This is a genomic window from Janthinobacterium tructae, from assembly GCF_006517255.1.
Lineage (GTDB): Bacteria > Pseudomonadota > Gammaproteobacteria > Burkholderiales > Burkholderiaceae_D > Janthinobacterium > Janthinobacterium tructae.
The window spans coordinates 101,358-116,867 of sequence record NZ_CP041185.1; the positions used below are offsets into that span (position 1 = coordinate 101,358).

The 15,510-nt window shown below is 63.3% G+C and carries 11 protein-coding genes; all 11 read right to left on the minus strand.

Annotated elements, in window-relative coordinates; all coding sequences use genetic code 11:
* Positions 1-335: 335 nt before the first annotated feature.
* The gene (locus FJQ89_RS00450; protein WP_099759772.1) at positions 336-1,622 is read right to left on the minus strand and encodes an O-acetylhomoserine aminocarboxypropyltransferase/cysteine synthase family protein; all 1,287 of its coding nucleotides are present in this window, start codon (positions 1,620-1,622) and stop codon (positions 336-338) included.
* 94 nt (positions 1,623-1,716) lie between these two features.
* Positions 1,717-2,628, minus strand: coding sequence for a carbohydrate kinase family protein (locus FJQ89_RS00455; RefSeq protein ID WP_141168597.1), 912 nt, complete (start codon positions 2,626-2,628; stop codon positions 1,717-1,719).
* Positions 2,625-4,253 carry an alpha-amylase family glycosyl hydrolase gene (locus tag FJQ89_RS00460; protein ID WP_141168598.1) on the minus strand — a complete coding sequence of 543 codons (1,629 nt, stop codon included), beginning with the start codon at positions 4,251-4,253 and terminating at the stop codon, positions 2,625-2,627. Before FJQ89_RS00460 ends, FJQ89_RS00455 begins: the two co-directional genes overlap by 4 nt.
* A gap of 2 nt (positions 4,254-4,255) precedes the next feature.
* Positions 4,256-5,146, minus strand: a complete 891-nt coding sequence (gene malG / locus FJQ89_RS00465; protein ID WP_099759769.1) for a maltose ABC transporter permease MalG — start codon at positions 5,144-5,146, stop codon at positions 4,256-4,258.
* A gap of 10 nt (positions 5,147-5,156) precedes the next feature.
* Positions 5,157-6,668 (minus strand): maltose ABC transporter permease MalF, encoded by a 1,512-nt coding sequence (malF, locus tag FJQ89_RS00470; RefSeq protein ID WP_141168599.1) that lies wholly within the window; start codon positions 6,666-6,668, stop codon positions 5,157-5,159.
* Between the two features lie 128 nt (positions 6,669-6,796).
* Positions 6,797-8,017: a maltose/maltodextrin ABC transporter substrate-binding protein MalE gene (gene malE / locus FJQ89_RS00475; RefSeq protein WP_205704543.1), complete on the minus strand. Its 1,221-nt coding sequence runs from the start codon at positions 8,015-8,017 to the stop codon at positions 6,797-6,799.
* Positions 8,018-8,126: 109 nt separating this feature from the next.
* Positions 8,127-9,212 (minus strand): ABC transporter ATP-binding protein, encoded by a 1,086-nt coding sequence (locus FJQ89_RS00480; protein WP_141168600.1) that lies wholly within the window; start codon positions 9,210-9,212, stop codon positions 8,127-8,129.
* 84 nt (positions 9,213-9,296) lie between these two features.
* A complete protein-coding gene (locus FJQ89_RS00485) occupies positions 9,297-10,934 on the minus strand; it encodes an alpha-amylase family glycosyl hydrolase (RefSeq protein ID WP_141168601.1) in 1,638 nt (545 codons plus the stop codon).
* A 240-nt stretch (positions 10,935-11,174) separates the two neighbouring features.
* A complete protein-coding gene (locus FJQ89_RS00490; RefSeq protein WP_141168602.1) occupies positions 11,175-12,185 on the minus strand; it encodes a substrate-binding domain-containing protein in 1,011 nt (336 codons plus the stop codon).
* Positions 12,186-12,476: 291 nt separating this feature from the next.
* Entirely contained in the window at positions 12,477-13,697 is a 1,221-nt protein-coding gene (locus tag FJQ89_RS00495) for a maltoporin (RefSeq protein WP_141168603.1), read from the minus strand.
* Between the two features lie 232 nt (positions 13,698-13,929).
* Positions 13,930-15,471, minus strand: coding sequence for an MFS transporter (locus FJQ89_RS00500; RefSeq protein ID WP_141168604.1), 1,542 nt, complete (start codon positions 15,469-15,471; stop codon positions 13,930-13,932).
* Positions 15,472-15,510 lie beyond the last annotated feature (39 nt).

Consider the following 15,510-nt stretch of genomic DNA (forward strand, 5'->3'; position numbering starts at 1 on the left):
TTTCGCAACACGAGCATATCGACCATGAGCGGCGGCGCATAGGCCAACTGCCCGCCACATGCCTGGAGCATGGGCGTTCGCCGATCATCAAACCCGGCAGGAGCAGCGCAGCAGGCGCCATGGCATAGGCGTGATATCAGGGGAGTCGGGGAGGGGGGATAAAGAGGTTCCGGGCTGGACCTGGGGGCGATCCAGTGCAACCATGGGGACGATGACAGACGCGTCGCTGGCGCTCTGCGTGAACGCCGGCTTGGCTTTACGGCTTGTAAGCACCTGTCCCGGCGGGGTCTGCATGCCTATGCCGGGACAGGCTTTCAGCCTGATTTCAAGCGGAGTCAGGCGGCGTTCAAGGCCTGCTCCAGGTCTTCGCGCAAGTCGTCGATATGCTCGATGCCGACCGACAGGCGCAGCATGTCTTCGGACACGCCGGCCTTGGCCAGTTCCGCCGGATTGAGCTGGCGGTGCGTGGTGGACGCCGGGTGGGTGGCCAGCGACTTGGCGTCGCCGATATTGACCAGGCGCGTGAACAGCTGCAGGGCGTCGAGCACACGGGCGCCGGCAGCGCGCGGATCTTCACCGTCGGCCAGTTTCAGGCCGAACGACAAAATGCCCGAGGCGCGGCCGTTCATGTATTTTTTTACCAGCGCGTGGTCCGGGTGGTCTTCCAGGCCCGCGTAATTGACCCACGCGACTTTCGGATGGTTCTTCAGGTGTTTGGCCAGGGCCAGCGTGTTGTCGCAGATGCGGTCCATGCGCAAGGCCAGGGTCTCGATACCCTGGATCAGCTGGAAGGCGGAGAGGGGCGAAATCGCCGCGCCCATGTTGCGCAGCGGGACGACGCGCGCGCGGCCGATGAAGGCGGCCGGGCCGAACGCTTCCGTGTAGACGACGCCGTGATACGACACATCCGGCTCGTTCAGGCGCTTGAAGCGTTCCTTGTGTTCGGCCCATGGAAATTTGCCGCTGTCGACGATGGCGCCGCCCACGGTGGTGCCGTGGCCGCCCAGGTATTTGGTCAGCGAATGGACGACGATGTCGGCGCCATGTTCGATGGGGCGGAACAGATAGGGGCTGGGCACCGTGTTATCGACGATCAGCGGGATGCCGTGCGCATGCGCGATTTCGGCCAGTTTGGCCACATCGGTGACATTGCCCAGCGGGTTGCCGATCGATTCGCAGAAGATGGCCTTGGTGCGCGCGTCGATCAGGGCGGCGAAGGTCTCGGGCTGGCGCGCGTCGGCGAAGCGCACTTCGATGCCTATCTGCGGCAGGGTGTGGGCAAACAGGTTATAGGTGCCGCCATACAGCTGGCTGGCGGAGATGAAATTGTCGCCCGCCTCCGCGATGGTCTGGATCGCGTAGGTGATGGCCGCCATGCCCGACGCCACGGCCAGCGCGGCCACGCCGCCTTCCAGCGCCGCGACGCGCTTTTCCAGCACGTCCTGCGTGGGGTTCATGATGCGCGTGTAGATATTGCCGGCGACTTTCAGGTCGAACAGGTCGGCGCCATGCTGGGCATTGTCGAAGGCGTAGGCCACCGTCTGGTAGATGGGAACGGCGGCGGCTTTGGTGGTCGGGTCGGGGGTATAGCCGGCATGCACGGCCAGGGTTTCGATTCTCATGTGGTCTCCGGTGTCGATGGTATGCGGTGGTGAAATCCGCAGCCATTGTGCCATGCGCCCGTTAGCCCGTTGCTACGCTTGATAGAATATTAAGTCATAAGCTAGTGCCGTCTTGATCTAAGTCATGCAGCTCCGCCGATCCGATGAAGCGTTCATGCGTGCCATGCTGGGCGCAGGCGAATGCGCCGCCGATGGCGCCGCGGCGCATGGCGGCATCGATGCCCGCACCATCGAGCCAGGCGTGCAAAAAGGCGGCCACGAACGAGTCGCCGGCGCCATTCGTGTCCACCACGGGCAAGTCCAGCTGCGCGCAGGCGAAATGGCGAACGTGGTCGCTGCCCCGTTCCAGCACATACGCGCCATCCGCGCCGGCCATGGCCACGACAAGCTGCGCGCGGCCTTGCGCGACAATCGCGCGCATGACGGCCTCCATGCGCTCGCCCAGCGCGGCCGTGCTGAGGAACACCAGATCGGCGCGCAGGGCAAACACCTTGTGGTGCGGGTTGACGCCATCCCAGTCGTGCAAATCGGTCGACACCGTGGTGCCGCACACCAGCGCATCGTCAAACAGTTCGGCCACCCAGCCCATGATGGAAAAATGCGCGTGGCGCGCCGGTCCCAGGTAGGGTAGATAAAAGGCGGCCGGCATGCGCACGTCTTCCGGATGGCGGCCGTCGTACAGCGACAGCCGGCGCCCCTGCGGGTCGACCAGGTTGACACTGCGCCGCGTGCCCGAGGGTTCGACGAGATGCGAAAAATCGAGACTGGTCTCTTTATAGCGCTGCAGGATGGCCGCGCCTTGCGCATCGTCGCCGATGAAGTCGATGAACTTGCAGCGCAAGCCCAGCGCATGGCAACCGAGCGCCACGCCATTGCCCGTGTGCGCCACATAGTCGCGGATGGGCGGCACGTGCAGCGAATCGGCCACGGGCAATTGCAGGTCCGGGACGCGCACGATGGTGTCGATGCCGGCGCCGCCGACCACTAAGATGTCATAGCTACTCATGGTGCTGCCTTTTCTAACAGGACGGTGCCGGCCGCGTTCACGGCGACGGCGCCATCTTTGACGATGTAGGTTTGGTGCGTATAGGCGTCGTGCAGCAGGGCGCCATCGGCGAATACGCCGTGCACCTGCAACGAGATGGCGCCCTTTGCTTCGGGCACGGCGATGACGGCGTCGTCCTTCATCACGCGGGCGAAGGCGTACGGCTTGTCGTTGATGAACCGATGCTCGCCGCGCGCCAGGGCAGGGTGGCGCAGCCGGAACTGGCCCAGCTTGCGCGCATGCGCAAGAGTTGCAGAGTCCATGGATGTCCAGTTCATGTCGGAGCGGGTGGCCTGCTGTTCGTCGCCGATGGGCGCCACGCCAGGCTGACGCGCGCTTTCATCGCCATAGAACAGCTGCACCCCGCCCGGCGCCAGCAGCAGCGCGGACAAGCCATGTTTCAATTGCTCGCGCGGGAACAGGCTGGTGTCGTGCGAGGAGATATACGACAGGATGTCGTAGCGGGGACTCTTGTTCAGCAAGCCCGCGTACTGGCGGTACACGCCATCGATGCTTTTCCAGTCGGCCCCGGCGCGATTCTGGAAATCGAAATTGATCATCGAGTCGAAACCGGCGTCATGCCAGCTGCTGCGCTCGGGGCCGTGGCCCCACGCTTCGCCCGTCATCCAGAACGGCGCGTCATCAATCTTTTGCTGCGGATGGCGTGCCTTCCAATCCTTGAGGGCATCGGTGGCGGCGGCGCGCAGGGCCAGCCAGCTGTTTGGTTCCACGTGCTTGATGGTGTCGGCCCTGAAACCGTCGACGCCGAATTCGCGCACCCAGTCGGCCAACCAGTGGACAAGGTAAGAACGTACTGTCGCATCGGGCAGGGCCACGGCGCGCGTGTCGGCTTTGCGCTGCAAAATCGGTGGCAAGCCCACGGCCTTGCCGCTCTCCGTGCGGAAGTCGGGCAGATACGCCAGCTGCATGGTGTAGTCGTCCTTGCCGCCGTCGGGATAGCCGGGCAAGCCGGCGCGCACCCAGTCCGGGCCCCACCACTGCGCGAATGCGAAGTTGTTGTAGTCGATGAAGCTGTGATAATCGCGCAGGCCGGCCTTTTCGTGGCCGGGCCACAGCACGGGCACCTTGTATTCGGCCAGGGTGCGCAAGTCCGCGTAGCCGGGGTGGTTCAGCACCACGTCGAACAGCACGCGGATGCCTTGCGCATGCGCCGTGTTGATCATCTCGCGCAATTCTTCGCGCGTGCCCATGTTGGCATCCATGGTGGTGTAGTCGAGCGCCCAGTAGCCGTGGTAGGCGTAGTGCCGGAATTGCTGCTTGCCGCCCACCACCCAGCCGTGTATCTGCTCGTACGGCGCCGTGATCCACAGGGCGTTGACGCCCAGTTCCTTGAAATAGCCGGCTTTGAGCTGCTGCGTGATGCCGGCGAGGTCGCCGCCGTGAAAGCTGCCGACATCGCCGCCTTGCGGGTCGGCGGCGCGGCCATAGGAATTGTCGTTGCCGGGATTGCCGTTGGCGAAACGGTCCGTGACGGCAAAGTAGACGATGGGGTTGTCAGCGAAGCTCCCTGCCTGCGCCGAAGCGCTGAGTAACAGGGCGGCCAGCGTAGTCAGGGTGCGTCGCATGGTCAGCCCTTCACGCCGCCAGCCGTCAGGCCGGAGATCATCCACTTCTGCGCCAGCAGGAACACGGCCGTGATGGGCAGGCCGGACAAGATGGCTGCCGCTGCGAAGTCACCCCACAGGTATTTTTGCTCGTACAGGAACAGTTTCGAACCGACGGCCAGGGTCAGGTTGTTCTGTTCATGCAGCAGTACGGAAGCGATCGGATATTCGATGATGGCGCCGATGAAGGACAGCAGGAAGACCACCATCAGGATGGGCACCGTCATCGGCAGCAGCACGTAGATGAACGCCTGCCATTGCGTGGCACCATCGACCTTGGCCGCTTCCTCGATTTCGATGGGAATGGTTTGATAGTAGCCCTTGATGGTCCAGATATGCAGGGCGATGCCGCCCGTGTAGGCCAGCACCAGGCTGCCGTGGTGGTCGATGCCCAGCCATGGCACGTAGTTGCCCAGCACATCGAAGATGGCGTAGATGGCCACCAGGGCCAGCACGGCGGGGAACATCTGCAGCAGCATCAGCGCGGACAGGGTCTGCGACTTGAAGCGGAACTGCATGCGCGCGAACGCATACGCACAGGTGGTCGACAGCAGCACGGTGACGGTGGCGCTCATGCTGGCCACCTTGATGGAATTCCACAGCCACAGCAGCACGGGGAAGTCCGGCTCGACCAGGGTGCCGTTGGGCGCCTGGTAAGACATGCCCAGCGCCAATCGCCAGTGCTCGAAGCTGATCTCGGGCGGGATCAGACTGCCCGAGGCGAAGTTGCCGGGACGCAATGAGATCGACAAGATCATCAGGAAGGGGAACATCACCAGCGCGATCAGCGCGATCACGGCGACGTGGGCCGCCAGGATGCGCCAGCGGTTGGAACGGTCGACAACGATAGCCATGGTCTGTCCTTTATGCTTTGTTCATGCGCGTCAGGCGCATGTTGACCAGCGAAATCGCGGCCACGAGGAAGAAGATCAGGGTCGAGATGGCGGCGGCCAGGCCAAAGTTCTGGCCGGAATCCTCGAACGCGATGCGGTAGGTGTAGGACACGAGCAAGTCCGTCGTGCCGGCCGGTAAGGTGGTGTCGAGGAAATCGGGACGCCCGCCCGTCAGCAAGCTGATCAGCACGAAATTGTTGAAGTTGAAACCCAGGCTGGCTACCATCAGCGGCGTCAGCGGCTTGATGATCAGCGGCAGGGTGATCTTGAAGAAATTCGTCAGCGGTCCCGCGCCGGCCAGGGCCGAGGCTTCGTACAGGTCCGACGGGATCGCCTTGATGAGACCCATGCACACCACCATCATGTAGGGGTAGCCGAGCCAGGTGTTGACGATCAAAATCATGGCCTTGGCCAGCGTGGTGTCCGAGAACCAGGCGGGCTTGATGCCGAACAGGGCGTCGAGCACCAGGTTGATCTCGCCAAAGTTGTTGTTGAACAGCCCCTTGAAGACCAGGATGGAGATAAAACCGGGCACGGCGTAGGGCAGGAACAGCAGGGTGCGGTACAGGCCGCGGAAGCGCAGCGCATCCCAGTTCAAGAGCACGGCCAGCACCATGCCCAGGCCCGTCGTGGTGGCCACGCTGATCAGGGCGAAAACGACGGTCCACACAAAAATGCGCAGGAAAGGGCCACGGAACGCTTCATCGGAGAAAATCTTCACGAAGTTGGCGAAGCCGACATTGACCTTGAAGCCCGGTTCCAGTTTCGTACCATCGGGCATTTCATAAAAGCCCGTCTTGAAGTTCGGTTTGATCAGTTCGCCCGTGGCGATCTTCTTCAGGGTTTTGTCGGGCAGCTGCTTGTAGACATGCGCGACGGGGCCGAATTCGCGCAAGCCCACCATGCGCAGCTCGATTTTGTTCGGCATGACCAGGGTGAGCTGTTTCAAATCCTTTTGCAGCGCGATGATGTCCTTGATGGGCAGCGGCGGGGCCAGCACGGGTGCCTGCACGGGGTCAGCCGGCGCCACTTCCACGGTCAAAGGTACGGCGCGCTTCAGGGCCAGCGGCTGTGTCAGCAGCACTTCGCCCGTGTCCGGGCTTTCCAGGCGCAAGCGGTATTCCTTGTTGTCGGGATGCACTGTCAGCGCGTAGCCCGTGCTTTCCACGCGCTGCGTCTCGTCCAGCAAATATTGCGTGGCCCGTTCATAGGTGAGCAGGTTGCGCGAACTGAAATTGGTAAAGCCGATCGACACCGTGTACACCATCGGCAGCAGCACGAAGACGATGACCGCCGTGATGCCGGGAAACAGATAACGGTAGGTATAGGCGCGCGGCGACGTGAAGACAAACGTCGTCAGGGTCAGCAAGCCGAGGAAAACGGCGGCCAGCATGGTCTGGCCGGAAATGTACAACATGAAGAGCAGATACAGACCCAGCGCCATGCTGATGGTCAATACCGTAGGGCCGATAAACTTGCGCACGATGGATACCTGTAATGATACGTAGGTCGGATTAGGCCCAAAGGGCCGTAATCCGACAACATTGTTGGCGGCACATGTCGGATTACGCGCTACACGCTAATCCGACCTACGCTCAAACAAAATATGGCTTAATTGGCGGTCGTAATCCGCTTCGCCGCCGCGTCCAGGCCATCCTTGGTGGTCTGGCGGCCTTGCGTAATGTTTTCCAGCGCCGATTGCATCGACGACCAGAAGCGGCCCATTTCCGGGTTGTTCGGCATCGGGCGGCCCGCTTGGGCGCTTTCCATCGTCGCCTGGATGTTCGGATTGGCTTTCAATTCCGCGAACAGCACTTTATTAGCTGGCGTACCCAGCGGGACATCGGCGTTGATGGTTTTCAGGCCATTGAGCTGCAGCATCTGGTTTTCCAGGAATTCCGTCGCCAGGTCCTTGTTCGGGCTGGCTTTCGAAATCATCGCACCCAGCACGCCCACGAATGGGGTGGCCGTCTTGCCTGCCACGGTAGGAATCGTTGCAACACCGTAATTGATCTTCGATTTGCGTGCGTTGTCCCACGACCAAGGGCCGTTGATCATCATGGCGATCTTGCCCTGGTTGAAGCCCGCTTCCATCTCGGCATAGCCGGCGCCCTTCGGCATGGCGCCGCTGTTGATCAGGCTCATCAGCGCATTCACGCCTGCTTGCGAGCCGGCATTGTTGACACCCGTCTTGGCCGCATCGTAGCGGCCATCGGACTTGACTTCAAACGGGAAGCCGCCGCCCGCGCCCAGCAAAGGCCAGGTGAAATAGGTATTCGTGTAATCCCACAGAATGGCTTTCTTGCCTTGTGCGGAGAGTTTCTTGTCCAGCGCGGCGATTTCCTCAAACGTCTTGGGCGGGTTCGGCACCAGATCCTTGTTGTAGACGAGGGCCACGGCTTCGATGGAGATCGGGTAACCCCAGGTCTTGCCGCCCACCGTGAAGGCGTTCCAGGCCAGCGGCAGGATGGCGGCGCGCGCTTCCTTGCTTGGCGTTACTGGTTGCAGCAAGCCGGCGTCGATCCAGCCGCCGATGCGGTCATGCGGCCAGATCCAGATGTCCGGGCCCTTGCCGGCGGCCGCTGCCTGCTGGAATTTGTTCGGCGCATCTTCCGGGTGTTCGACGACGACCTTGATGCCCGTCTTCTTGGTGAATTCCTCGCCGACCTTGGCCAGGCCCTTGTAGCCTTTGTCGCCATTGATCCAGATCAAGAGGGTACCTGCTTCGGCCGCGTGCGCCATGCTGACGGCGGCCAGGTTGCCGATGCCGGCCAGGGCGGCGGCGATCAGGGTGGTTTTGATGAAGCTGCGTTTCGGGTGCGTGAAGGACATGTCAATCTCCAGTATCTTTTTTTATGCTAAGTTTATGTTGAGTATCAAGGCTGAAACGATGCAACCAGGCCAGGCGGCGCCTGTAGCGCCTGGCCCCTTAAATTCGCAATCAGGTTCTGGTCTGGCCGTGCTCGTCGAACACGTGGACGCGCGCGGGCGCCACCTGCAGCGCCACGCTCTGGCCAATGGCCCAGTCCGTATCGGCATCGGCGCGCACCACCAGCGGCTCGTCGCCGCCCGGTACCTGTACATACAGATAGCTGATGTCGCCCAGTTTTTCCACCGCCTGCACGGTGGCCGTGATGGCGGCCGCAGCACCGGGCGCGCACGCCTGCACGTGTTCGGGGCGCGCGCCGATGGTGACTTGTGTGCCGCTGGCCAATGGCTGCGTCAACGCCGCCTGCAGCATGCCGCCCGCATTCGTGGCGATGGTGGCCACGCCGTCGACATAGCTGTGGATCTTGCCTTTGAGGAAGTTCATGCGGGGCGAACCGAGGAAGCCGGCCACGAACAGGTTGGCGGGATGATGGTACAGCTCCAGCGGTGCGCCCACCTGTTCGATGCGGCCCGCGTTGAGCACGACGATGCGGTCGGCCAGGGTCATCGCTTCGACCTGGTCATGCGTGACGTAAATCATGGTCGAGCGCAATTCGCGGTGCAGATTCGCCAGTTCGATGCGCATCTGCACGCGCAGCGAGGCGTCCAGGTTCGACAGCGGTTCGTCGAACAGGAAGACGTCGGGCTTGCGCACGATGGCGCGGCCGATGGCCACGCGCTGGCGCTGGCCGCCCGACAAGTCTTTTGGTTTGCGTTCGAGCAAAGGTTCGATGCGCAGGATTTGCGCGGCGCGCTGCACGGCGTCGGCGATTTGCACCTTGCTCATGCCGGCCAGCTTCAGGCCAAACGCCATGTTTTGCGCTACGCTCATGTGCGGGTACAGGGCGTAGCTCTGGAATACCATGGCGATGCCCCGTTTGGCGGGCGGCACGTCGTTCATGCGCGTCTTGCCGATGAACAAATCGCCGCCGCTGATTTCTTCCAGGCCGCAGATACTGCGCAGCAAGGTGGATTTGCCGCAACCCGACGGGCCCACGAAGACCATGAATTCGCCATCGGCGATCTCCAGGTCGATGCCGTGCAGGGTTTGCACGTCGCCATATGCCTTCTTCAGGCCTGTTAACTTCAGTCCAGCCATGTCGTCCTCGTTATCTCAATTTGGCCCCGCTGATGCGCGGGGCTCGTTATTGTAATTGGCGGCACGGCCGCCAAAGCCTGCGATTTACGCCAGGGTGCCGAACCAGCCGCCATGCGCAGGCAAGCTGATCTGCTGGCCATCTTTGCTGCCTGGCAAGCCGTGGCCGGCCAGGTCGGTCGCTGCTGCGGCGGCCGGCAAGTCAAACGTGACCGTTTCGGTGCCCAGGTTGAAGGCGGCCAGCACGGACGGGTGTCCCGGCAAGTCGCGGCGCAGGGCCAGCACGGGTTCAGGCGCATCGAAGAAAACGATGTCGCCGCGCAGCAATTGCGGCAGGGTGCGGCGCCAGGCGAGGATGTTTTGCGCAAAGGTCAAAGGCGAAGCGCTATCGCGCTCTTCGACGTCGACGGCGCGCGCCAGATGCTCGGGCGGCACGGGCAACCAGGGTTTTGCCGAACTGAAGCCGCCATGCGGCGCGTCAGCCACCCACGGCATCGGCGTGCGGCAGCCGTCGCGGCCCTTGAACTGGGGCCAGAACGGGATGCCGTACGGGTCTTGCAGCGCCTCGAAAGGAATGTCCGCTTCCGTCAGGGCCAGCTCGTCGCCCTGGTACAGGCACGGCGTGCCCTTCAATGCCGCTTGCACGGCCAGCACCACCTTGGCCAGCGAGGGCGACGGGTTTTGGCCGCCCCAGCGCGTCATGACGCGCACGCTGTCGTGGTTGCCCACGGACCAGGAAGCCCAGCCGTCGGCCACTTGCGCTTCGAATTCTTCCACCTGCGTGCGGATGTGCGCGGCGGAAAACTCCGCCGTCAGCAAGTTGAAACTGTAAGCCATGTGCAGCTTGTCGGCACCCGTGTAGGCGGCCATGGTGGCCAGCGCATTGTCGTCGCCCACTTCACCGATGGAAATGGCCTGGTATTCATCGAGTATGGCGCGCACGCGCTGCAGGTAGGCGATGTTTTCCGGCTGCGTCTTGTCGTACACGTGTGCCTGCATGCCGTACGGGTTGATGGCCGACACGCTGCTCGCATCGCGCTGCGCGGCTGGCGGATTGTCGCGCAGCAACTGGTCGTGATACGGGAAGTTGCAGGAATCGAAGCGGAAGCCATCGACACCGCGTTCGAGCCAGAAACGCAGGTTGTCCAGCTGCGCTTGCTGCACGGCCGGATTATGGAAATTCAGGTCGGGCTGGCTGGCGAGGAAATCGTGCAGGTAGTACTGGCCGCGGCGCGGCTCCCATTGCCAGGCGGAACCGCCGAACACGGACAGCCAGTTGTTGGGCGCCGTGCCATCGGGTTTCTGGTCGGCCCATACATACCAGTCGGCCTTGGCATTGTCGCGGCTGGAGCGGCTTTCCACGAACCACGGGTGGACGTCGGACGAATGCGACAGCACCTGGTCGATCATCACTTTCAAGCCCAGTTCATGCGCGCGCGCCACCAGGCGGTCGAAATCGGCCAGGGTACCGAACATGGGGTCGACGTCGCAGAAGTCGGCCACGTCATAGCCGAAGTCTTTCATCGGCGACGTAAAGAAGGGCGAGATCCAGACGATGTCGGCGCCCAGGGCGGCGATGTATGCGAGCTTGGAGGTAATGCCGGGCAAGTCGCCGATGCCGTCGCCATTGCTGTCGAGGAAGCTGCGTGGATAGACCTGGTAGATGACGGCACTGCGCCACCAGTCGGCGGGCAGGTGGGCGAGATTGTTCTGGATGGTCGGCATGAATGATTTCTTAAAAGTTGCCTGTAGCCTTGGCTATCAGGGCAGCGCTGCTGGTTGGTAGGCGAACGTCTTATTTTAAAATTCAAAGCGCTTTGGGTATGAAATGAGTATAGTTCAAAGCGCTTTGAAAAGTAAAGCGATACACGCGCCAGACATACGATTTTTTTATGAGGGTGATTCAGGACAACAATGCAGTACCGCCGGCCAGGTGGCCGGCGGCGTAAGGGAGGGGGAGAATGCCTAGTTCGGCACTGGTCCGGCCGACTCGCCCGGCAACAGTTCGCACGGCCACAGTTCCTGCAAGTCGGCGACGGGCGTGCCATCCATCAGGGCCAGCAGCATGTGGATCATCTTCGCGCCGGCGCCGCGCGGGTCGGGCTGGACGACGGTGGTGACGTTGTGGCCGGCCAGGGAATCTTCCATCACGCCCCAGACGATCAGCGACATCTCGCTGCCGATGGCGATGCCCGCGTCGAGCAGGGCGCGCACGGCGCCCACTCCCGACATGTGATTGTCGACGATGACGGCGGTGGGACGGGGCGAGCGGGCCAGCAGGCGCTGCATCGCCTGGTAGCCGGCGCGGCGGTCGTGCGCATTGTCGACCAGGTTGTCCGGATCGACGGCCAGGCCGCCCGCCTGCATGGCGTGCTGGAAACTCTCGACGCGCTGGCGCACGAAGTTCAGGTCCGGCGTGGCGCTGATCAGGCCGATGCGCTGGTGGCCCAGCTGCGCCAGGCGCTCGACGGCCAGGCGCATGCCCGCCTCGTTGTCGTAGTCGAACCAGGCGTGCGGCTGGTTCAGCTGCGTGCGGCCATGCGCGACAAACGGCATGCCTTGCTGCGCCAGGTAGGCGATGCGCTCGTCGTACGGTTTCGTGCGTCCGACGATCAGGCCATCGATGCGGCGGCCCTTGACCATGCGTTGATAGGTGTGGAATTCATTCGTGGCCGACGCGGGCGCGATCATCATGTCCATCTGCTGCGCTTCCAGCGCTTCCGACATGCCGCCCACGATGTCGATGAACATGGGGTCGGCCAGGTCGTTCGGCATCAGCGGGTAGATGATGCCGACGATATTCGTGCGTCCCACGGCCAGGCTGCGCGCCATGGGATTGGGACGGTAGCCGGCGGCCTGCGCGGCGGCCAGCACCCGTTCGCGCGTGCGTTCGCTCACTTCCGGATAGCCATTCAAGGCGCGGCTGACGGTGGTTTCGGATATTCCTAGCGTTTTGGCGAGATTTTTGAGGTTCATGGATGCTGCGTCTGGGGTGGATCGGGAGCGATGCAGGGTAGTTTATCTGATAAATGCCGGAATGATCAGGGGGATGACCAGCGGCGGCAGCGCCCAAAAAAATACGCGGGCAAACCCAGGGGCGCCCGCGCTAAAAGAGGATACTGCTGAATCACTACAGTGAAGCTGCCGGCCATCGCGTGCAGCGGCGAAATGGTGGATCCGGATATTCCTTGCCCCTGAAAAAGCGGGCGGTGTTGCTGCCAGTGGCAGGCGTCCAGGGACGCTTGCCAACGTTCTAGAGTCCCGCGCTTACCACCAGGATTCCACTTGGAAACCGACCGAGCTGCCGTTGGTCTTGCCACCAAACACGCCCGTCGAGGACAGTGCCGATTCGGCAGCGGCGGCCGACTGGGCTGCCTTGTTCCATTTGGCGTAGGTGTAGAAGGCGCGCAGCACGGGGCGCGACCAGAAGCTGTTGCCGGCCGACAGTTGCGGGGCAATGGTCAGCTTGGTCAGGTTGCGGCTTTCGCCGCCTTCCGGCTTGACGATGTCGTGGCCCAGTTCCACGGCCAGGCTGTAGTTGTCCGTGAAGTGGTAGACGGGGCGTGCGCCGATCGAGGTCCATTTGCTGCTGACGCCCGCCGTTTCCTTGTCTTCGTAGACGAAGGTGCCCATGCCCGACCAGGCGCCTTTTGGCTGGATCATGATCTGTTCCGTCAGGCGCACGACCTTGTCATCCTTGCCGGCGCCCAGGCTGAAGCCGCCCGTGTTGGCGGCGCTGCCTTTGCCATACTGCAATGCCACCTTGTTGAAGCCGCCCAGCAGATTGCCCTGCGTGTGCATGATGGTCAGCAAGTGGCCGCTGGCGATGGGAGCCGCGCCTTGCGCGTTGCGTTTCTGATTGAATTGCAGGCCCAGCGTCAGTTCACCGTCCGGGTTGACCTTGATGCCGGAAAAGCGCAAGTCGTGGGACAGGCCCATGCGCTTGCTGTCGCCGTCGTCGGCCGTGCGCACGATGGCGTAGGCCAGCTTGGCGGCGCCCAGGTCGATGTTTTCCAGGCCGGCGCCCGGGCCGCTGTTATTCCAGAAGTAGTAATCGGTGATGTGCACGTCCTGGCGGTCGTAGTAGCGCTTGCCGACCCAGGCGCGCGCTTCGGCGAAGGCGCCCGTGCCGATCTTGTCGGCCACCACGTTCATTTCGCGCCACGACGGGTCCGATTGTTCCCAGTCCTGATTCTGGTTGACGGAAAACGCCACCAGGGTGTTGATGCGGAAGGTGGTGCCGTTGGCTGCCTTGAAGGCTTCGCCGCCGAATTTCAGCTCGCCGTAGGTTTCGCACTCATTGCCCAGACGATACTTGGACGAGGCGCCGGCCAGGCCGAAACAGGCTTCCTTGCCGCCTTCGCTGCTGGTGCCGAAGCCCGAGCGGATGTAGCCGCCGAAGTCGATCGGCAGGGCAGCCTGGGCAGCCGAAGCGCTCAAGGCCAACGCCACGGCGGCAGGCAAAGTTTTCAAGAAATGTTTGTTCATTGCGTCTCCAGTGTTTTTATAGGTGTGGGATCGGTGCGCATAACTTCGCACAACCAAAGCGCTTTAGTTATGTTTCAAAGCGCTTTGAGTATAGTTCAAAGCGCTTTGATCAGTAAACTAGTTTTGTTCTTTGAATTCTTCTTAAACTTTTGAGGTGTTGCGGAGAAACATCAAAGGCGGGCGGCGGCGCGGGGGCGCCGCCGTGTACGGCAAGAGAAACTACGATGGCGAATTATTGCTGTGCCTTGCAGGCGGGCAGGGCGGCCGTGTCCGTTGCGGCAGGGGCAGGATGACGCAGGAACGCCAGGATCAGCAGGGCCGAGGTGGTGGTGATGCTGGCCAGCACATACAGCAAGTGGCGGAACGCCGTGCCATACGCTTGTGCCAGTTCGGCCGCGCCCGCTTGCGGCAGCAAGGTACTCGCATGGCGCAGCTCGCCCAGCGCCAGGAAGGGGCCCGCGTGCGCCGCCTGTTGCGCGCCGATGCCGGCAAGGCCGGCGCGGCCCAGCGCCGCCACGGCAAAGGTGCCCAGCAGCGCGCTGACGATGGCCAGCGCCAGGCCTTCGCCCGCCACGCGCGTCGTATTGAAGATGCCGGCCGCCATGCCGGCCCGTTCGACGGGCACGACGCTGATGGCCAGGCCATCCATCAAGCCCCAGGGCAAGCTGATGCCGCAGCCGATCAGCAGCAGCGGCCCCAGCAAGCTGGCGGGCGACTGGCCCGGCGCGCAGGTCGACAGCCACAGCAGGCCGCCCGCCGCCAGCAATAATCCGCAGGCGCAGATGTGCGCGGCGGCAATGCGCTGCGCCGCCATGCCGGCCAGGATCGGCAGCACCAGCATGGGCGCCGACAGGGCGATCATCATGCGTCCCGCTTCCAGCGCGCTGTAGTTTTCGATACCGATGAAGCGGGCCGGCAGCAGCACCAGCAGCACGACGAAGGAAAACGCGGGCGCGGCGGCCAGCAGTTGCACGCCGGCAAAGGCGGGCAGGCGGAACAGGGTCAAGTCCAGCATGGGCCGCGCGGCGCGCCGCTCCACGCGGATGAAAGCGGCCAGCAGCAGGGCCGCACCACCGAGCAGCCTCAGGCTGGCGGGGCTGCCCCAGCCACTGTCAGGCGCTTGCAGCAAGCCATACGTAAACAAAGAGAGCGCGCCGGTAAACGTCAGCGCGCCGGGCCAATCGACGCCCTGCGCCTGCGGGTCGCGCGATTCGCGCATGGCGCGCGCGGCGACCAGCAGGGCTGTCAAGCCGGCCGCAGCCGTGGCGATGAAGATGGCGCGCCAGCTCGTGTGCGTGATCAATGTGCCGGCCAGGAAGGGGCCAAAGGCCAGGCCCACGCCGAAGGCCGTGCCAATCAGGCTGAAGGCGCGCGCGCGGGCCGGGCCGTCGAATTCCTGCGCCAGTGCCGCCAGTCCGCTCGACAGGGCCATGGCGCAACCGAGGCCCTGGACGGCGCGCAGCACATCGAGCCACACAATGCCGGGTGCGGCTGACAGTGCCAGCGCGGCGGCGGAAAATACGCCCATGCCCAGCAAGAACACGCGCTTGCGGCCATAGCGGTCGGCCAGCGCGCCGGCCACCATCAGGCAGCCGCCAAAGCTGAGCATGAAGGCGTTCGTGATCCACGCCAGCGCCAGCGGCGTGCCGTGCAAGTCGGCGGCGATGGCGGGGATGGCGATGGCCGGCCCCGTAAAACTGAGCGGCATGCACAGGGCGGCCAGGCAGACGGCGGCCAGCACGAAGGCGCGCCGGGCCGGGGAGGCAGGCTTCATACGGTGATTTGTATCCATGGGAAACGATTCCAAAAAGAG